This is a genomic window from Kocuria sp. PD6, from assembly GCF_031844145.1.
In the GTDB taxonomy this organism is placed as follows: Bacteria; Actinomycetota; Actinomycetes; order Actinomycetales; family Micrococcaceae; genus Kocuria; species Kocuria marina.
This window is the reverse complement of the sequence record NZ_JAUZUS010000008.1, coordinates 83,633-101,319: the sequence shown is the minus strand read 5'-3', so window position 1 is coordinate 101,319 and position 17,687 is coordinate 83,633. Positions and strand designations below refer to the sequence as shown.

18 protein-coding genes are annotated in these 17,687 nt (G+C 69.8%); all 18 read left to right on the top strand.

Annotated elements, in window-relative coordinates; all coding sequences use genetic code 11:
• Positions 1-96: 96 nt before the first annotated feature.
• The 18 genes from Q9R22_RS09210 (at position 97) to Q9R22_RS09125 (ending at position 17,639) form a co-directional block, all read left to right on the top strand.
• Complete coding sequence (locus Q9R22_RS09210) at positions 97-882, top strand: MIP/aquaporin family protein (protein WP_207387826.1); 786 nt, start codon at positions 97-99, stop codon at positions 880-882.
• Between the two features lie 54 nt (positions 883-936).
• Positions 937-2,508 carry a glycerol kinase GlpK gene (gene glpK / locus Q9R22_RS09205; protein ID WP_131332986.1) on the top strand — a complete coding sequence of 524 codons (1,572 nt, stop codon included), beginning with the start codon at positions 937-939 and terminating at the stop codon, positions 2,506-2,508.
• 222 nt (positions 2,509-2,730) lie between these two features.
• The gene (rpsD, locus tag Q9R22_RS09200) at positions 2,731-3,372 is read left to right on the top strand and encodes a 30S ribosomal protein S4 (protein WP_098055916.1); all 642 of its coding nucleotides are present in this window, start codon (positions 2,731-2,733) and stop codon (positions 3,370-3,372) included.
• 224 nt (positions 3,373-3,596) lie between these two features.
• Positions 3,597-4,076: a DUF948 domain-containing protein gene (locus Q9R22_RS09195; protein WP_241180694.1), complete on the top strand. Its 480-nt coding sequence runs from the start codon at positions 3,597-3,599 to the stop codon at positions 4,074-4,076.
• A 2-nt stretch (positions 4,077-4,078) separates the two neighbouring features.
• Positions 4,079-4,537 carry a hypothetical protein gene (locus Q9R22_RS09190; protein WP_131332985.1) on the top strand — a complete coding sequence of 153 codons (459 nt, stop codon included), beginning with the start codon at positions 4,079-4,081 and terminating at the stop codon, positions 4,535-4,537.
• Complete coding sequence (alaS, locus tag Q9R22_RS09185; RefSeq protein WP_131332984.1) at positions 4,537-7,224, top strand: alanine--tRNA ligase; 2,688 nt, start codon at positions 4,537-4,539, stop codon at positions 7,222-7,224. Before Q9R22_RS09190 ends, alaS begins: the two co-directional genes overlap by 1 nt.
• Complete coding sequence (gene ruvX, locus Q9R22_RS09180; RefSeq protein WP_131332983.1) at positions 7,224-7,727, top strand: Holliday junction resolvase RuvX; 504 nt, start codon at positions 7,224-7,226, stop codon at positions 7,725-7,727. The genes alaS and ruvX overlap by 1 nt, the downstream gene beginning before the upstream one ends.
• Before the next feature lie 92 nt (positions 7,728-7,819).
• Complete coding sequence (gene mltG, locus Q9R22_RS09175; protein WP_131332982.1) at positions 7,820-9,019, top strand: endolytic transglycosylase MltG; 1,200 nt, start codon at positions 7,820-7,822, stop codon at positions 9,017-9,019.
• A 10-nt stretch (positions 9,020-9,029) separates the two neighbouring features.
• Positions 9,030-9,947: a shikimate dehydrogenase gene (locus Q9R22_RS09170; protein WP_131332981.1), complete on the top strand. Its 918-nt coding sequence runs from the start codon at positions 9,030-9,032 to the stop codon at positions 9,945-9,947.
• Positions 9,948-10,040: 93 nt separating this feature from the next.
• A complete protein-coding gene (aroC, locus tag Q9R22_RS09165; protein WP_131332980.1) occupies positions 10,041-11,291 on the top strand; it encodes a chorismate synthase in 1,251 nt (416 codons plus the stop codon).
• Positions 11,288-11,845, top strand: coding sequence for a shikimate kinase (locus tag Q9R22_RS09160; RefSeq protein ID WP_131332979.1), 558 nt, complete (start codon positions 11,288-11,290; stop codon positions 11,843-11,845). The genes aroC and Q9R22_RS09160 overlap by 4 nt, the downstream gene beginning before the upstream one ends.
• Positions 11,842-12,927 (top strand): 3-dehydroquinate synthase, encoded by a 1,086-nt coding sequence (gene aroB / locus Q9R22_RS09155; RefSeq protein ID WP_064845883.1) that lies wholly within the window; start codon positions 11,842-11,844, stop codon positions 12,925-12,927. The genes Q9R22_RS09160 and aroB overlap by 4 nt, the downstream gene beginning before the upstream one ends.
• Before the next feature lie 146 nt (positions 12,928-13,073).
• Positions 13,074-13,637: an elongation factor P gene (gene efp / locus Q9R22_RS09150; protein ID WP_064845882.1), complete on the top strand. Its 564-nt coding sequence runs from the start codon at positions 13,074-13,076 to the stop codon at positions 13,635-13,637.
• Entirely contained in the window at positions 13,634-14,050 is a 417-nt protein-coding gene (gene nusB / locus Q9R22_RS09145) for a transcription antitermination factor NusB (protein WP_064845881.1), read from the top strand. The genes efp and nusB overlap by 4 nt, the downstream gene beginning before the upstream one ends.
• Before the next feature lie 108 nt (positions 14,051-14,158).
• Positions 14,159-14,821, top strand: coding sequence for a bifunctional pyr operon transcriptional regulator/uracil phosphoribosyltransferase PyrR (gene pyrR / locus Q9R22_RS09140; RefSeq protein WP_131332978.1), 663 nt, complete (start codon positions 14,159-14,161; stop codon positions 14,819-14,821).
• The gene (locus Q9R22_RS09135) at positions 14,818-15,801 is read left to right on the top strand and encodes an aspartate carbamoyltransferase catalytic subunit (RefSeq protein WP_064845879.1); all 984 of its coding nucleotides are present in this window, start codon (positions 14,818-14,820) and stop codon (positions 15,799-15,801) included. Before pyrR ends, Q9R22_RS09135 begins: the two co-directional genes overlap by 4 nt.
• Before the next feature lie 10 nt (positions 15,802-15,811).
• Positions 15,812-17,122: a dihydroorotase gene (locus tag Q9R22_RS09130; RefSeq protein WP_131332977.1), complete on the top strand. Its 1,311-nt coding sequence runs from the start codon at positions 15,812-15,814 to the stop codon at positions 17,120-17,122.
• A gap of 22 nt (positions 17,123-17,144) precedes the next feature.
• The gene (locus Q9R22_RS09125) at positions 17,145-17,639 is read left to right on the top strand and encodes a hypothetical protein (RefSeq protein ID WP_064845878.1); all 495 of its coding nucleotides are present in this window, start codon (positions 17,145-17,147) and stop codon (positions 17,637-17,639) included.
• Positions 17,640-17,687 lie beyond the last annotated feature (48 nt).

The following is a 17,687-nucleotide window of genomic DNA, read 5'->3' as shown; positions in this document are numbered from 1 at the left end:
CCATTCCCGCCGACACCGCTTCCCTGTGGCTCACGCCATGGGGAGGCGGTGTGTCCAAATCACCCACCAACGACACGAACTGCAAGGAGTCAATCCATGACCACTTTGAACGCGATGCTGCCCATGGAGGCGGCGGAAGTGGTGCCCCTGGGTACGGTGTTCTGGTCCGAAGTCCTGGGCACCGCACTGCTGACCCTTCTGGGTGTCGGTGTCGTGGCCAACCACCTCCTGGGCAAGACCAAGGGCAATGCCGGCGGCTGGTTGCTCATCAGCTTCGGGTGGGGTCTCGCCGTGTTCGCCGGCGTGTACGTCGCCTGGCAATCGGGCGCCCACCTGAACCCCGCCGTGACGGTCGGCATCTGGGCCTCCGGAGCCGATGTCTACGCGCCGGGGGTGGCCATCACCGCCGCGTCGACCGCGGTCTACCTGGCCGCCGAGTTCCTGGGTGCCTTCCTGGGTGCCGTGGTTTGCTGGATCGCGTACAAGCAGCACTACGACGAGCCGCTGGACCCGGCCGCCAAGCTGGGCACGTTTTCCACCGGACCGGAGATCCGCTCCGCTGGGTGGAACGTGCTGACCGAGGTGATCGCCACGTTCGTCCTGGTCTTCGTCATCCTCATGTTCGGCGGGACCCCCTCCGGCCTGGGCCCCCTGGCCGTGGCGCTGCTCGTGGTCGGGATCGGTGCGAGCCTCGGCGGCCCCACCGGCTACGCGATCAACCCCGCGCGTGACCTGGGCCCTCGCGTCGCCCACGCGATCCTCCCGATCCGAGGTAAGGGTGGTAGCGACTGGGGCTACGCGTGGGTCCCGATCGTGGGTCCCATCCTCGGCGCGTTGCTCGCCGGCGGTGTCTTCCAGTTGTTCCCGGGTGCGGCTTTCTGATCCTCTGAACGCATCCCCATCGATTCCCGCCCCTCGACCCAAGGAGTGAGCACCATGAACACATCAAACACCACCAAGACTGCCCGAGGTACCAGGACCACAGGTTCTGGTGATCCCCAGTACGTGATGGCCATCGATCAGGGCACCACGAGCACCCGCGCCATTGTCTTCGACCATTCCGGCACCATCATGGGTGTCGGCCAGTACGAGCACCAGCAGATCTTCCCTCGCGCCGGGTGGGTCGAACACGACGCACAGGAGATCTGGCGCAACACCCGCCGTTGCGTCGCGGACGCGCTCGCAGAGACCGAGCTGACCAAGGACGATCTCGCCGCGGTGGGTATCACCAACCAGCGCGAGACCACTGTGGTGTGGGACAAGAACACAGGCAAACCCGTGTATAACGCGATCGTGTGGCAGGACACTCGCACGCAGGAGATCGTAGACGAACTCGCCAAGGACGGCGGGGAGGAACGCTTCCGCGAGCTCACGGGTCTGCCCCTGGCCAGCTACTTCGCCGGTCCCAAGGTCAAGTGGATCTTGGACAACGTGGAGGGCGCCCGTGAGCGCGCCGAGGCCGGGGACCTGCTCTTCGGTACGACCGACAGCTGGCTCGTGTGGAACTTGACCGGCGGCTCCGAGGACGGGGTGCACGTCACGGACGTAACGAACGCGTCCCGGACCCTGCTCATGAACATCGACACCCTCGAATGGAACGAGGAGTTGTGCGAGACCGTGGGCGTGCCCATGTCCATGCTCCCAGAGATCCGGTGCAGCAGCGAGGTCTACGGCAAGGGCCGCGCCCGCGGGTTCCTCAAACAGGTCCCGATCGCTGGCATCCTGGGTGACCAGCAGGCGGCCATGTTCGGCCAGACGTGTTTCGAACCCGGGATGGGCAAGAACACCTACGGCACCGGCAGTTTCCTGCTCATGAACGTGGGGGAGACCCCGGTGCGTTCCGAGCACGGATTGATCACCACCGTGTGCTACCAGATCGAGGGCGAGAAGCCGGTCTACGCGCTGGAGGGTTCCATCGCGGTCACGGGTTCGCTCGTGCAGTGGGTGCGGGACAACCTGGGGCTGATCCAGGACGCCAAGGAGATCGAGCCGCTCGCGCGCGCGGTCGAGGACAACGGCGGGGCGTACTTCGTCCCCGCGTTCTCGGGTCTGTTCGCACCGCACTGGCGTCCGGACGCCCGCGGCGCCCTGGTGGGGCTCACGCGTTACGTGCGCAAGGAGCACATCGCCCGTGCCGTGCTCGAGGCCACCGCGTACCAGTCCCGTGAGGTGGTCGAGGCCATGAACAAGGACTCCAAGCAGGACCTCACGGAGCTGCGCGTGGACGGTGGCATGACGGCCAACGAGCTGCTCATGCAGTTCCAGGCGGATCAGCTGGGCGTGCCCGTGATCCGGCCGAAGATCACTGAGACCACGGCCCTGGGTGCGGCGTACGCGGCCGGTCTCGCCGTGGGCTTCTGGGCGGACCTCGAGGAGATCTCCCGCAACTGGGCCGAAGAGAAGCGCTGGGACCTCCAGGGGGACCGTGAGCAGCAGGAGAAGCTGTTCCGCAACTGGGGCAAGGCCGTGACCAAGTCGCTCGACTGGGTGAACGAGGACGTGGACTGAATCGGCTATAGTGGACGGTTGGCTGGCACGTCTCGTCGGCGCACTCCCGGAACCCGTGGCACCCTCACGATCCCGCGCGTGCCCGGCGGACGCTAGGTCCGTCGGATTGCGGCTGATCCGCACCTCTCCCGTGGGAACCGATTCCCGCGCCGGAGGCCAGTACCACCCAGAACGGAACGCGGGTCCATCCCGTACGCCGTCGAACCGCATGAAAGGCAAGTTGTGTCCAACAGCTCCAACAGTGTTCGTGTGCGCCGTCAGGTGCGCAAGTCCCGTGCCCTCGGCATCCCGCTGACGCCGAAGGCCGAGAAGTACTTCGAGCGCCGCCCGTACGCTCCCGGTGAGCACGGCCGTGCCCGCCGCAAGCAGGATTCCGACTACAAGGTCCGGCTGATGGAGAAGCAGCGGCTGCGCGCGCAGTACAACATCCGCGAGAAGCAGATGCACCGCGCGTACGTCGAGGCCAAGCGTGTCGAGGGTCAGACCGGTGAGAACCTCATCGCCTTGCTCGAGACCCGTCTCGACGCCCTTGTCCTGCGTGCCGGCTTCGTCCGCACGATGGCCGCCGCCCGCCAGGCCGTGGTGCACCGCCACATCATGGTGGACGGTCAGCGCGTGGACCGCCCCTCGTACCGCGTGCGCCCGGGCCAGACGGTCCATGTGCACCCGCGTTCCGAGAAGATGGTCCCGTTCCAGATCGCCGCGACCGGCGCCAACCAGGATGTCCTCCCGGACACCCCGGCCTACCTGGACGTCACGATCGACCGTCTGCAGGCCAAGCTCACGCGCAAGCCGCAGCGTTCCGAGGTCCCCGTGACCTGCGAGGAACAGCTCGTGGTGGAGTACTACGCACGGATGGCCTGATCCTCCGTGCCCTCCGTCGCCCATGTCACGGGTGACGGGCGAACAGCCCGCGGCCCTCGGCTGCGGGCTGTTCGCGTCCCGGGGACGACGGCGCACGGGCACACCGGGCCCGGTGGCGCCGGATTCCCCGTTGCACCCGGGTTCTTGGGTAGAGTTGCGCTTCGGTCGGTCTTGCGCGCGGGTCCGACCCTGATCTCGAAGTAGGAACGGAGTTGTGGTCGCTCATGGACGGTGGGGATATCGCCGGATTGCTCGCGGCATTGGTCTTCGCGGTGCTCGTGGGGTTGCTCGCGGTGCCCATCATCAAGCTAGGTCGTGTCTTCGATGAGCTGCGCCTGAGCATCCGCTCCATCAACGACGGCACCGCCCCACTGATCGACGAGGTCACGCGCACCGTGGCCACCACCAACACCCAGCTCGAGAAGGTGGACGGGATCACGTCCAACGTCTCGGACGCCTCCGCCAATGTCTCCGCACTGTCCTCCCTCGTGGCCTCCACGGTGGGGCAGCCGCTGATCAAGGTCGCGTCCTTCTCCCACGGGTTGCGCCGCGCGTTCAGCCCCCAGGCCGGTGCCCAGACCCGGCCCGGCCCCCATACCGAGCCCGGTGCCGCGCCCGGTGGCGCGGCGACCGGCACGACCACCGGGTCCACGGACGCGCACGCCGCAGGCCGTGCGACCGGGCCCACGGACACCAGGAGCTGAGCATGGGTTTGTGGTCCAAACTCGCACTGCTCGCCGCGGGCGCCGTGGTGGGCGGAGCGGCCACGCGCGTGGCCTCCGACCCCGCCGCACGCGAGGCGATCGGGCGGCAGGTGCAGAGCGGCACCCAGGGTGCGGTGGCCCGCCACGGCTCCGAGGCCGCCGTCGAACGCCGCGCGAGCGGGAGCGCCATGGAGCTCTTCCGCACCGCCGCGCGGCGGTTCCAGGACTTCGCCGCCCGGGTGCGCGCGGGGATGAACGAACGCGAGGCCGAGCTGCACGAGAAGTTCGGCGTGCGCACGCCCGTGGACCACACCGCGAACCACCCGGACGCCCCGCTCCACGCGGCACCACCGCCGGATGCCCCGAGGCGGGCGGACACCGCCCACGAACCGGGCCCCGCACCGGGCGACCCCCGGGGTCGGATCATCACACACGTCCCATCGGAAGGGAATGACCGGTAATGCTCTCCCATGAGATCACACAGCGCTGGCTGAGCTACTTCGAGGGCAAGGGCCACCAGGTGGTGCCCTCGGCCTCGCTGGTGTCGCAGCAGCCCGGAGCTATGTTCACCATTGCCGGTATGGTCCCGTTCATCCCGTACTTCCTGGGCCAGGAGACGCCCCCGTACTCGCGGGCCACCTCGGTGCAGAAGTGCATCCGCACCCTCGACATCGACGAGGTCGGCAAGACCGCCCGGCACGGCACGTTCTTCCAGATGGCCGGGAACTTCTCCTTCGGTGACTACTTCAAGTCCGGCGCGATCCCCATGGCGTGGGAGCTGCTGACCTCCTCGCTCGAGGACGGCGGCTTCGGGCTGGACCCGGAGCGGTTGTGGGTCACCGTGTACGAGGGGGACCAGGAGTCCTACGACCTGTGGCACGACACCGTGGGGCTGCCCTCCGAGCGGATCCAGCGCATGGGCCGGGACGAGAACTACTGGGACACCGGACAGCCGGGCCCCGCGGGTCCCGACTCCGAGATCTTCTACGACCGCGGCCCGCGCTACGGCCAGGACGGCGGTCCGGCCGTGGACGACGAGCGGTTCATCGAGATCTGGAACCTCGTGTTCATGCAGTACCAGCGTGGCGAGGGCAACGGCAAGGACTACGAGATCCTGGGGGACCTGCCCCAGAAGAACATCGATACCGGTCTCGGCGTGGAGCGCCTGGCCATGCTGCTGCAGGGCGTGGAGAACTTCTACGAGACGGACCAGGTCCGCCCCGTGCTCGACGCCGCCGCCGAACTGTCCGGTCGAGCCTACCGCGGCGCGGAGAAGCCGGGGGAGCAGGGCTACGAGGACGACGTCCGCATGCGCGTCGTCGCCGACCACGTGCGCTCCTCGCTCATGCTGATCGCGGACGGTGTCACGCCGGGCAACGAGGCCCGCGGGTACATCCTGCGCCGCTTGTTGCGCCGCGCGGTGCGCGCGATGCGCCTGCTCGGGGTGACGGACCCTTGCCTGCCCGTGCTGCTGCCGCGCTCTCGCGACGCGATGAAGGGCGTCTACCCCGTGGTCGAGGATGACTTCGAACGGATCTCCAAGATCGCGTACGCCGAGGAACGCGCGTTCCTCAAGACCATCGAGTCGGGCACCACCCGCCTCGAGCACGCCGTGGAGCTCGCCAAGGGCGAGAAGCGCGCCCTGAGCGGCGCGGACGCGTTCGCGCTGCACGACACGTTCGGTTTCCCCATCGACCTGACCCTGGAGATGGCCGGCGAGGCGGGTGTGGCCGTGGACGAGCGGGCCTTCCGTGAGCTCATGGCCGAGCAGCGTGAGCGGGCCCAGCAGGACGCGCGCGCCAAGAAGGGCGCCATGGCGGACCTGTCCGAACTGCGCCGCCTGTTGGACGACCACGGCAGCCGGTTCACGGGCTACACCGAGCTCGTGACCCCCACGACCGTGCGCGCGATCCTCGCCGACGGTGTCCCGGTGCCCGCGGCGAGCGAGGGCGCGCGCGTGGAGGTCGTACTCGAGGCGACGCCGTTCTACGCCGAGTCCGGTGGCCAGGCCGCCGACACCGGCGTGATCGACTCCGCGGACGGGCTGCGCCTGACCGTGGAGGACGTCCAGCAACCCGTCAAGGGACTGTCCGTGCACCGGGTCACCGTGGCCGCGGGCCAGGTCGTCACGGGTGACGAGGTCACCGCGCGCGTGGACTCGCGGCGCCGTCACGACGGCGAGGCCGCCCACTCGGGCACGCACGTGATCCACGCGGCGCTGCACGACGTGTTGGGTCCCGACGCCGTGCAGCGCGGGTCGTTCAACAAGGAGGGTTACCTGCGCTTCGACTTCTCCCACGGGGAGGCCCTCACGCCGTCCCAGGTGCAGGAGATCGAACAGATCGCCAACACCGCGATCCGGGACGACTTCGAGGTCGTGACCCGCGAGATGCCGCTCGCCGAGGCCAAGAAGCTCGGGGCGATGTCCCTGTTCGGTGAGAAGTACGGGGACGAGGTGCGCGTGGTCGAGATGAACGGCCCGTGGTCACGTGAACTGTGCGGTGGCACGCACGTGGGCTCCACGTCCCAGCTCGGCTCGCTGTCCCTGGTCTCGGAGCAGTCCGTGGGCTCGGGCAACCGCCGTGTGGAGGCGCTCGTGGGGTTGAATTCGTTCAACCACCTGGCCGCCGAGCGCACCCTGGTCAACCAGCTCACGGGCATGCTCAAGGTCCAGTCCAGCGCCGAACTGCCCGAGCGCCTCGCGGCGACGCTCGAGAAGCTCAAGGAGACCGAGCGCCAGCTCGCGGGGCTGCGCCAGCAGCAGCTGCAGGCGCAGGCCGGCCAGCTCGCGCAGGACGCGCAGACCGTGGGCTCCGTGCGCGCCGTCCTGCACGACGCCGGTGAGATCGCCTCGGCGGACGCTCTGCGCACCCTCGCGCTCGACCTGCGCGCCCGTCTGGGATCCGACGCCGCCGTGGCCGCGGTGACCGGTGTCGCGAACGGGCGCCCGCTCGTCGTCGTCGCCGTCAACGACGCCGCTCGCGACGCCGGCCTGGCCGCGGGCCAGCTCGTGCGCACCGCAGCGACCGCGCTCGGTGGTGGCGGGGGCGGAAAGCCGGACGTGGCCCAGGGCGGCGGTTCCGACCCGGCCCGCATCCCCGACGCGCTGGCCGGGATCCGCGAGCAGATCCTGGCCACGGCGGGCTGATGCCGCAACCCTTCGCACGCGGTGTGCGCATGGGCGTGGACGTGGGGACGGTCAGGGTCGGTATCGCCCTGACCGACCCCGACGCCGTGCTCGCGACCCCGCACGACACCCTCGGGCGGGACAGCAACCCCCGTAAGGCCTTCGATGTGAAGATCATCACCCGGTTGTGCGAGGAACGGGACGTGGTGACCGTCTACGTGGGGCTGCCGCGCAGCCTCGACGGCGGTGAGAATGCCTCGACGCGGATGGCTCGTGATTACGCGGCCTCACTGGTTCGTCGGTTAGGCTCACGGGGGTGCACCACAGCGGTGCGCCTGGTGGACGAGCGGTTGTCCACGGTGAGCGCGCACCGGTCGCTGTCGGACTCGGGTGTGTCACGACGTCATCACATGGACAGGGTCGATCAGGCCGCCGCGGTGACGTTCCTGCAGACGGCGGTGGACGAGGGGCGGCGGACCGGTACGGAACCGGGCGAACCCGTCCCGGACCGGGCTGCTGATTAGAGTTGACCGTGCGGGCGGTGATCCTGGCCCGCAGCACCCCACATGTGCACCATGAACGGCGGACGGAGAGAATTCGTGAGCGGAGAGAATTCGTGAGCAGAGAGCCGCGGGAGACCGGCACCGGTGACGGACAGGGCCACCGGTCCGACGGTGACGTGCTGACCTCTTCGAACGACGCGGGGGAATCCCGCCTGGCGGGGGCCTTCGAACACCACGACGTGACCCCGGAACAGCGGCAGCGCCGCAAGGTCCGTTCGCGCGCGTCCCTGGCCACGGCGATCGCGCTGTTCATCGCGGCTCTGGTCGTGGTCGTGGCCGTCCTGGGGTCCGCGTTCGGTCTGTTCGAACGCAAGGACTACCGCGGTTCCGGGGACCAGGACGTCACGTTCTCCGTGGCGGACGGCAGTTCCACGGGACAGATCGCCCAGGACCTGCAGACGCAGGACATCGTGGCCAACGCCTCCCACTTCGTCTCCACCTTCCAGCAGCGATACCCAGAGCAGTTCATCCAGCCCGGGGAGTACCAGCTCAAGACCCGCATGAGCTCCGACGCCGCCATCGACGCTCTCATGGAACGGGGGGAGGCCACCCACTATGCGGCCATCCCCAAGACCCAGCGCAAGGGGGACACGTTCGCGGCCCTGAGCCAGGCCACCGGGATCGACAAGTCCGAGTTCGAGAAGCTCGCCACGGACAAGGCCAAGTTCGGCATCCCGGACCGCTTCCCCGACCTCGAGGGCTGGCTGCACCCGGGGGAGTACCACTTCCCGCTCGACGCCACCGCGGAGCAGATCCTGCAGGAAATGGTGGACCGGACCAAGGACACGCTGTCCAAGAACGACGTCCCCGAGGACCGCTGGTTCGAGGTGCTCACGATCGGCTCCATCGTGGAGTTCGAGGGCACGCCCCAGGTCTACCGTTCCGTGGCCGGGGCGATCGAGAACCGGATCAACAACCCGAACGGCGAGACCAGCGGCTTCATCCAGTCGGATGCCTCCGTGACCTACGGGCTCGGCAAGACCACCGTGCACCTTACTGACGAGGAGAAGCGGGACAAGTCCAATCCGTACAACACGTACGCGAACCCGGGCCTGCCCGTGGGTCCCATCGGGTCCCCGAGCGACGACGCGATCGCCGCAGCGGCGAACCCCGAGAAGAACGACTACTACTACTGGGTAACGGTGAACCTCGACACCGGTGAGACCAAGTTCTCCAAGACGTACGAGGAGCACCAGCGCTACGTGCAGGAGTACCAGCAGTGGTGCTCGGACAACCCCGGTAAGTGCTCCTGAGGGGCGCGCGATGACGCGATCCTCCGTGCGGGCCGCGGTGCTGGGGCACCCCGTGGGCCACTCTCTGTCCCCGGTGCTGCACGCGGCCGCCTACGAGGCCCTGGGGCTCACGGCGCACTACACGCGCCGGGACGTGCCCGTGGGCGAATGGGACACCTTCTGGGCGGGCGCCCGGGCTGCGGGGGACTGGGGCGGGTTCTCGGTCACCATGCCCCTGAAACCCCTCGCCGCCCGAGACGCCGACCGGGTCACCCCGCTCGTGCGGGCGCTCGGCGTGGCCAACACACTCACGTTCGAGGACGACGGACGCGTGGTCGCGGACAACACAGATGTCATGGGCATCATGTCCGCCGTGAGCGCGGCCGGCGCGATCCCGGGGACCCCGCGCGCCGTCGTGCTCGGCGGAGGGGCCACCGCCAGCGCGGCCGTCGCGGCCCTGCACGGGCTCGGGGCCGAGACGGTGGACGTCGTCGTGCGGACACCCTCGCGCGCTCGGACCCTCGAGGCCGTGGCGCGGGCGGTGGGCACCGAGGTGCGCACCGTGGCGTGGGAGCACGCCGCCGAGGCACTGCACACCGCGGACGTGGTCGTGGCGACCCTGCCCCCGCGCGGTGCGGACGAGCTCGCGTTGCAGTGGCGCGCCCAGGCGCCGTCGGTGTCCGGCGTGCTGCTCGACGCCGCGTACGACCCGTGGCCCTCACGGCTGGCGTCTGCATGGCAGGACGCGGGGGGCGCGATCGCCCCCGGTGTCGATATGCTGATCTTCCAGGCCGTGGATCAGGTCCGCTGGTTCACGCATGGCGATCCCCTCGCGGCGACACCGCACGAGGACCGGGTGACCGCGGCCATGTGTCGCGCGGTGGGACGGCCCGAACGTGGCATCCCGCAGCGCGTGCGCATCGCGCAGGCCACACGACTCGCGCCGTGATCCGGCGCGCGTGCCGCCCGGGCCGGGGCGCACGACCGAGCGAGACGAATTGACCGCGGGGCGTGGACCCCGGGCGAGAACTGGAGTGTTTAGATGTTGCGTTGGCTCACGGCCGGGGAATCACACGGTGAGGCGCTCGTGGGAATCATCGAAGGTGTCCCCGCCGGTGTGGAACTGACCACCGGGATGATCCAGGACGCGCTGGCCCGGCGCCGGCTCGGGTACGGCCGCGGCGCCCGCATGAAATTCGAACAGGACCGCGTGCGCATCCTGGGCGGGGTCCGCCACGGGCTCACGCAGGGCGGGCCGGTCGCGATCGAGATCGCCAACACGGAGTGGCCCAAGTGGCAGGACGTCATGAGCTCCGACCCGGTGGATCCCGCGGTGCTCAAGGGCCGGGCCCGCAACGCGCCCCTGACCCGCCCGCGCCCCGGTCACGCGGACCTCACCGGCATGCAGAAGTACAACTTCGCCGAGGCCCGCCCCGTGCTCGAACGGGCGTCGGCCCGAGAGACGGCCACGCGCGTGGCGCTCGGTGTCGTGGCCTCCCAGGTCCTCGCGGCCCTCGGGGTGCGGCTCGTGTCCCACACGACCGCGATCGCGGAAGTGTCGGTGCCCGAGGGCGCCGCGCTGCCCGGCCCGGACGACGTCGCCGCGCTGGACGCCGATCCGCTGCGCTGCTTCGACGCCGGGACCTCCGAGGCCATGGTGGCCGCGGTGGACGAGGCGCACAAGGCGGGGGAGACCCTGGGCGGCGTCGTCGAGGTCCTCGCCGAGGGCCTGCCCCCGGGACTCGGCTCGTACGTGCACTGGGACCGACGCCTGGACGCGCGCCTGGCCGGGGCGCTGATGGGCATCCAGGCCATCAAGGGCGTGGAGGTCGGGGACGGGTTCCGCACCGCCGCGCGCCCGGGCTCCGCGGCCCACGACGAGACGCTGGCTGCCGACAAGACCGTGCACCGGGTCTCCAATCGCGCCGGCGGCATCGAGGGCGGCATGTCGATCGGTGACCTGTTGCGCGTGCGTGCCGCGATGAAGCCCATTGCCACGGTCCCGCGCTCGCTGCACACCGTGGACGTGGCCACGGGTGAACCCGCCCGCGCCCACCACCAACGCTCGGACGTGTGTGCGGTACCCGCGGCCGGCGTGGTGGCCGAGGCCATGGTCGCGCTCGTGCTCGCCCAGGCCGCCCTCGAGAAGTTCGGCGGCGACTCGATCACCGAGACGGTACGCAACAAGGACGCCTACCTCGCGGGGATCCCCGCCAACCTGCGCACGTCCCCCGAGCTCGCGGAACCCGCCGCGCTGGCCGCCCTGGACGAGGTGCGCGGGGACCTGGCGTGACGCGCCCCGCCCTGCCCGTGGTGCTGATCGGGCCGATGGCGGCGGGCAAGTCCCACGTGGCACAGCATCTCGCGGAGCACTACGGGTTGCCCCACGTGGACACCGATCGCGTGATCGAGTCCCGCTACGGACCCATCCCGCGGTTGTTCCGCGCCCGCGGGGAGGCCGAGTTCCGCCGGATCGAGGCGCAGGTCGTCGCCGAGTTGCTCGACGACCCCGACACTGCCGGGTGCGTGATTTCCCTGGGCGGGGGCGCACCCATGTCCCCGCTCGTGCAGCCGCTGCTGGCCGGGCACACGGTCGCATACCTGGAGGTGGACCTGGACACCGTCCGTTCGCGGATCAAGGGCAACACGACCCGCCCCATGCTCCAACCGGATCCCGAGGCCCGCTGGAGCCAGATCATGGCCGAGCGCCGCGAGACCTTCGAACGCCTCGCGACCATCCGGCTCGACGGCGCCGCGCCGCGTACCGTGGCGCAGATCGCCCGTGAGCTCTACCTCGCGCTGGGCGAACCGATCGCGCAGCCGCGCGGAAAGGAACACACCGCATGAGTGATCCCGTCAGCATCCCCGTCCACGGCGGTCCCGACAACCGCTACGACGTCCTCGTGGGCAACGGCCTGTTGGACCGCGTGCCCGAACTGCTGGGCGAGCGCGTCAAGAAGGTGCTCATCATCCACCCCCGCGCGCTGCGCGCCACGGGTGACGTGGTGCAGCAGAACCTCTCCGCCGTCGGGATCCAGAGCTTTGTGGCCGAGATCCCGGACGCTGAGGAGGGCAAGCGCGTGGAGGTCGCGGCGTTCTGCTGGCAGATCATGGGCCAGTCGGACTTCACGCGCACGGACGCCGTGGTCTCCGTGGGCGGCGGCGCCGTGACGGACCTCGCCGGTTTCGTGGCCGCCACGTGGTTGCGCGGGGTGCGCGTGATCCACCTGCCCACCACGCTGCTGGGCATGGTGGACGCCGCCGTGGGCGGGAAGACCGGGATCAACACCGCGGAGGGCAAGAACCTCGTGGGAGCATTCCACCCACCGGCCGCGGTCGTGTGCGATCTGGACTCGCTACAGACCCTGCCGCAGAACGAGCTGCTCACGGGCATGGCCGAGGTGGTCAAGTGCGGGTTCATCGCGGACCCGCGCATCCTCGAGCTGATCCGGGAGAACCCGCAGGAGGTGCGGGACGCGGCGTCGCCCGTGGTGCGCGAGCTGATCGAGCGCGGGATCCGGGTCAAGGCCGAGGTCGTCTCCTCGGACCTGAAGGAATCCGGGCGGCGCGAGTACCTCAACTACGGCCACACGCTGGGGCACGCGATCGAGCACAACGAGCGTTACCAGTGGCGCCACGGCGCGGCGGTGTCGGTGGGCATGGTCTTCGCGGCGGAACTCGGGCGCGCGGCCGGGTCGTTGTCCGACGACGTCGTGCACGAGCACCGCGAGATCCTCACGTCCCTGGGGCTGCCCGTGACGTATCGCGCGGACCAGTGGCCCCGGTTGCTCGAGGTCATGAAGCGGGACAAGAAGACCCGCGGCAACCTGTTGCGCTTCGTGGTGCTGGACCGGATCGCCGCACCGCGGATCATGGAGGTCCCGGACCCCGCGATCCTCTTCGCGTGCTACCAGGAGATCGCGGAGTGAGCCCGTGCGGACGGCACGGCGAGCGCCGTCGTCCGCGCCCCTGAGCACTGCTCGGCTGGCACGGCGGGCGGGCGCACGCGGTAGACTGGTCCGGCTCCACGCGCCCCGCCGCCGTGCGGCGACGTTCCCGACGAGAAAGTGACACCGTGGCAACCAGCAACGACATCAAGAACGGCACCATCCTCAAGCTCGACGGCAACCTCTGGCAGACCATCGAGTTCCAGCACGTCAAGCCCGGGAAGGGTGGCGCGTTCGTGCGCACCAAGCTGCGCAACGTGACCAGCGGCAAGGTGGTGGACAAGACGTTCAATGCCGGTGCCAAGATCGAGACCGCCACGGTGGATCGCAGCGAGTACCAGTACCTGTACCAGGACGGCGAGGACTACGTCTTCATGGACAACTCCACGTACGACCAGATCACGGTGCCGGCCGCCGTCGTGGGGGACGCCGCGAACTTCATGCTCGAGAACCAGAACGTGACCGTGGCCATGCACGAGGGCGCGCCCCTGTACATCGAGATGCCGCCGTCGGTCGTGCTCGAGATCACCTACACCGAGCCGGGTCTGCAGGGTGACCGCTCCACGGGCGGCACCAAGCCCGCCACGGTCGAGACCGGCTACCAGATCCAGGTCCCGCTGTTCCTCGAGCAGGGCACCAAGGTCAAGGTCGACACCCGCACCGGTGACTACCTGGGACGCGTCAACGAGTGAGCGGCGCCCGGAGCAAGGCCCGGATCCGCGCCGTCGAGATCCTGTTCGAGGCCGAACAACGTAACGAATCCGTCCGGGACGCCTTGGTGCGGCGGCGGGAGAACTCCTCCTCGCCCATCAACCCGTACACGGTGGACATCCTCGAGGGCGTCCACGACCGGCGCGAGGACATCGACGAGTTCCTGGAGACCTACTCCCAGGGCTGGGAGCTGGACCGGATGCCGGCGGTGGACCGCAACGTGCTGCGGGTGGGGGCATGGGAGCTGCTGTACAACTCGGAGATCCCGGACGGCGTGGCCGTCGCGGAAGCGGTGGCCGTGGCCCGGCAGCTGTCCACGGACGATTCGCCCCGCTTCGTCAACGGGCTGCTGGGGCGGCTGCAGAAGGTCAAGCCCTCCTTGCTCGACGACTGAACCCACCCCGGTCCGTGCTCGCCACGGGCCGGGGTTTTTCGTGTGGTAGCTTCGACTACGGATCGCACCCTTTAAGTCCGTCCGGTGAGGCGGGGAAGGAGGCGGCACGTGAGCGTGCCCGAACACGCCGAGCAGTCACCGCGGAGCATGACGTCCCGCGTAATTCTCTCGACACCCGACATCGACCGGGCCCTGTCCCGGATCGCCCACGAGATCCTCGAGTCCAACAAGGGCTCCCGGGGTCTCGTGCTGCTGGGGATCGCCCGTCGCGGCTACCCCTTGGCCCAGCGGTTGGCCGCCAAGCTCGAGCAGATCGACCCCGACTTCCACGCGCAACAGAGCACGGGTCAGCTCGACATCACGATGTACCGCGACGACCTGCGGCGTCATCCCGCGCGCACCCCGCAACCCACGGTGATCCCGGACTCCGGGATCGACGGGCGCACCCTGGTGCTCGTGGACGACGTCCTGTTCTCGGGGCGCACGATCCGCGCGGCCCTGGACGCCCTCGTGGACGTGGGACGCCCCAACGCGGTGCGCCTGGCCGTGCTCGTGGACCGTGGCCACCGCGAGCTGCCCATCCGCGCGGATCACGTGGGCAAGAACCTGCCCACGTCCTCCCACGAGAAGGTCCGCGTGCTGCTGCGCGAGTCCGATCCCCAGCCGCGCGCGAGGGGTCACGAGGACTGCGTGATCATCGACTCGCCGGTGGTCTCCGACGATGACGTCGCCCGCGCCCCCGGTACCGCCGGGAAGGGGCCGCGCGTATGAAGCACCTGCTGACGACCAACGAGCTGAGCTACCCCGAGGCAGTGCGGATCCTGGACACCGCGGACCAGATGGCCGCCGTGTCCTCGCGCTCGGTCAAGAAACTGCCCGCCCTGCGTGGGCGCACCGTGGTCAACCTGTTCTTCGAGGACTCCACGCGCACGCGGATCTCGTTCGAGACCGCGGCCAAACGGCTCAGCGCGGACGTGATCAACTTCTCCGCCAAGGGCTCCTCGGTGTCCAAGGGCGAGTCGCTCAAGGACACCGCACAGACGCTCATGGCCATGAGCGCGGACGCCGTGGTGATCCGTCACGCGTCCTCCGGCGCCCCGCAGCAGCTCGCGGACTCCGGGTGGATCGACGCCGCGGTGATCAACGCCGGGGACGGCAAGCACGCGCACCCCACCCAGGCCCTGCTCGACGCCATGACCCTGCGCCGCGTGCGTTCGCGGGCCACGGGCATGGCGAGCACCGGGATGGACCTCGAGGGGATGCACGTGGTGATCGTGGGGGACGTGCTGCACTCCCGCGTGGCCCGCTCCAACGTGTGGTTGCTCACGACCCTGGGCGCACGCGTCACGCTCGTGGCCCCGCCCACCCTGGTCCCCGTGGCCATGGACGACTGGCCGTGCGAGGTCGGCTACGATCTGGACGCCGTGCTGGCCGAGGCCCCGGACGCCGTGATGATGCTGCGGTTGCAGCGTGAGCGCATGAACGCCGCGTTCTTCCCGAGCGAGGCCGAGTACACGCGCGGCTGGGGGCTCACGTCCCAGCGCGTGCAGCGCCTCGAGCACATGGGTGCGCCCACGGTGTTCATGCACCCCGGGCCCATGAACCGCGGCCTGGAGATCTCCTCAGAGGCCGCCGACTCCCCGCGCTCCACCGTGTTGGAGCAGGTGGCCAACGGTGTGGCCGTGCGGATGGCCGTGTTGTTCCTATTGCTCTCCGGCGACGAGAGCTCCCCGTACCCGAGCGAGAACTGAGGTGGCCCGCATGAGCTCCTACCTGATCAGCAACGCCCGCCCCGAGGGCGGTGAGCCCGCGGACCTGTTGCTCACGGACGGGGTGATCGCCGCCGTGGGGCCCGTGGGCACCCTGGACGTGCCCGAGGGCACGGACGTGATCGACGCCGCCGGCGCCGTGGCCCTTCCGGGTCTCGTGGACATGCACACCCACCTGCGCGAACCGGGTCACGAGGACGCGGAGACCGTGGAGACCGGAACGCGTGCGGCGGCCCGCGGCGGGTTCACCGCGGTGTTCGCGATGGCCAACTCTCACCCCGTGGCGGACACCGCCGGCGTGGTCGAGCAGGTGTGGCAGCTGGGCCGCGACGCCGGGTGGTGCGACGTCCACCCCGTGGGCGCGGTCACGGTGGGGCTCGGGGGCACGCAGCTGTCCGAGATCCGCGCGATGGCGGAGTCCCGCGCGGGTGTACGGATGTTCTCCGACGACGGCAAGTGCGTCCACGACCCCGTTCTGATGCGCCGGGCCCTCGAGTACGTCAAGTCCTTCGGGGGGATCATCGCCCAGCACGCCCAGGAACCGCGCCTGACCGAGGGCGCCCAGATGAACGAGGGTGCGGTCTCCGCTGACCTCGGTCTCACGGGCTGGCCCGCGGTGGCCGAGGAGGCGATCATCGCCCGGGACGTGCTGCTGACCCAGCACGTGGACTCCCGCCTGCACATCTGCCACCTCTCCACCAAGGGGTCCGTGGACATCGTGCGCTGGGCCAAGGAGCGCGGCGTGGCCGTGACCGCGGAGGTCACCCCGCACCACCTGTTGCTCACCGACGAACTCGTGCGCACCTTCGACCCCGTCTACAAGGTCAACCCGCCGCTGCGCACGGACGACGACGTCCAGGCCCTGCGCCGTGCCGTGGCCGAGGGCACGATCGACGTGATCGGCACGGACCACGCCCCGCACACCGCGGAGGACAAGGAATGCGAGTGGAGCTGCGCGGCCCACGGAATGACGGGTCTGGAGACCGCCCTCGCGGTGGTCCAGTCGACCCTCGTGGACACCGGGTTGATCGGGTGGGAGCGCGTGGCGCAGATCATGTCCCGCACCCCCGCCCGGATCCTGGGCCTGACCGACCAGGGCCAGGAACTGGCCCCCGGGGCCACCGCGAACATCGTGCTGTGGGACCCCAGCGGGCAGACCCCCGTGGATCCCACGATCCACGCGTCCAAGGGCCGCAATAGTCCGTACCGGGGGATGACCCTGCCCGGCGGTGTGCGCGCCACGTTCTACCGCGGTCACCCCGTGGTGCGCGACGGCGAACCCGCCACGCCGCTGACCCGCTGACCACCCCCACGAAAGGCCGCCCATGTCGGACAAGCTCGTACCCACCCTGTTGACCATCCTGATCGTCGTGGTGCTCTTCGCCCTGATCCGGTGGGGTTGGCGGGGTCGGGTGCGACGCCAGGCGGGCTTGGCCGCGCCGGCCCAGGCGCCCCGGGACCTGCTGCAGCGGGCCACCGCGCGCGTGGACGGGATGTACGTGGTCACCACCTACACCGCCCAACCGCTCGAACGTATCGCGGGGCATGACCTGGGGGTGCGCACGAACGCGGAGGCGATCGTGGCCCCGGACGGCGTGTTCCTCAACCGCCAGGGCGCCCCGGACGTGTTCATTCCACGGGCGGATCTGCGCGCGGTGTCCACCGCGTCCGGAATGGTCGGCAAGTTCGTGGAACGCGACGGACTCGTGGTGCTGACCTGGGACCTCGGGGACACCCGCGTGGACACCGGCTTCCGCGCGCGCACCGGTGAGGGATCCCGACAACTGGAGGACGCGGCGTCGGCCCTGCTGGACGCCTGAGAACCGAATCCCCGGGAGCCCTCACGCTCCCGGCACGCTCAACGAAAG

What these genes read in the sequence shown, in the direction of transcription:
- Q9R22_RS09130 (WP_131332977.1), top strand. Translation starts at nt 15,812, where the DNA reads ATGAGCTCCTACCTGATCAGCAACGCCCGCCCCGAGGGCGGTGAGCCC.
- Q9R22_RS09195 (WP_241180694.1), top strand. Translation starts at nt 3,597, where the DNA reads ATGGACGGTGGGGATATCGCCGGATTGCTCGCGGCATTGGTCTTCGCG.
- Q9R22_RS09210 (WP_207387826.1), top strand. Translation starts at nt 97, where the DNA reads ATGACCACTTTGAACGCGATGCTGCCCATGGAGGCGGCGGAAGTGGTG.
- Q9R22_RS09190 (WP_131332985.1), top strand. Translation starts at nt 4,079, where the DNA reads ATGGGTTTGTGGTCCAAACTCGCACTGCTCGCCGCGGGCGCCGTGGTG.
- Q9R22_RS09125 (WP_064845878.1), top strand. Translation starts at nt 17,145, where the DNA reads ATGTCGGACAAGCTCGTACCCACCCTGTTGACCATCCTGATCGTCGTG.
- aroB (WP_064845883.1), top strand. Translation starts at nt 11,842, where the DNA reads ATGAGTGATCCCGTCAGCATCCCCGTCCACGGCGGTCCCGACAACCGC.
- ruvX (WP_131332983.1), top strand. Translation starts at nt 7,224, where the DNA reads ATGCCGCAACCCTTCGCACGCGGTGTGCGCATGGGCGTGGACGTGGGG.
- Q9R22_RS09170 (WP_131332981.1), top strand. Translation starts at nt 9,030, where the DNA reads ATGACGCGATCCTCCGTGCGGGCCGCGGTGCTGGGGCACCCCGTGGGC.
- aroC (WP_131332980.1), top strand. Translation starts at nt 10,041, where the DNA reads ATGTTGCGTTGGCTCACGGCCGGGGAATCACACGGTGAGGCGCTCGTG.
- Q9R22_RS09135 (WP_064845879.1), top strand. Translation starts at nt 14,818, where the DNA reads ATGAAGCACCTGCTGACGACCAACGAGCTGAGCTACCCCGAGGCAGTG.
- alaS (WP_131332984.1), top strand. Translation starts at nt 4,537, where the DNA reads ATGCTCTCCCATGAGATCACACAGCGCTGGCTGAGCTACTTCGAGGGC.
- glpK (WP_131332986.1), top strand. Translation starts at nt 937, where the DNA reads ATGAACACATCAAACACCACCAAGACTGCCCGAGGTACCAGGACCACA.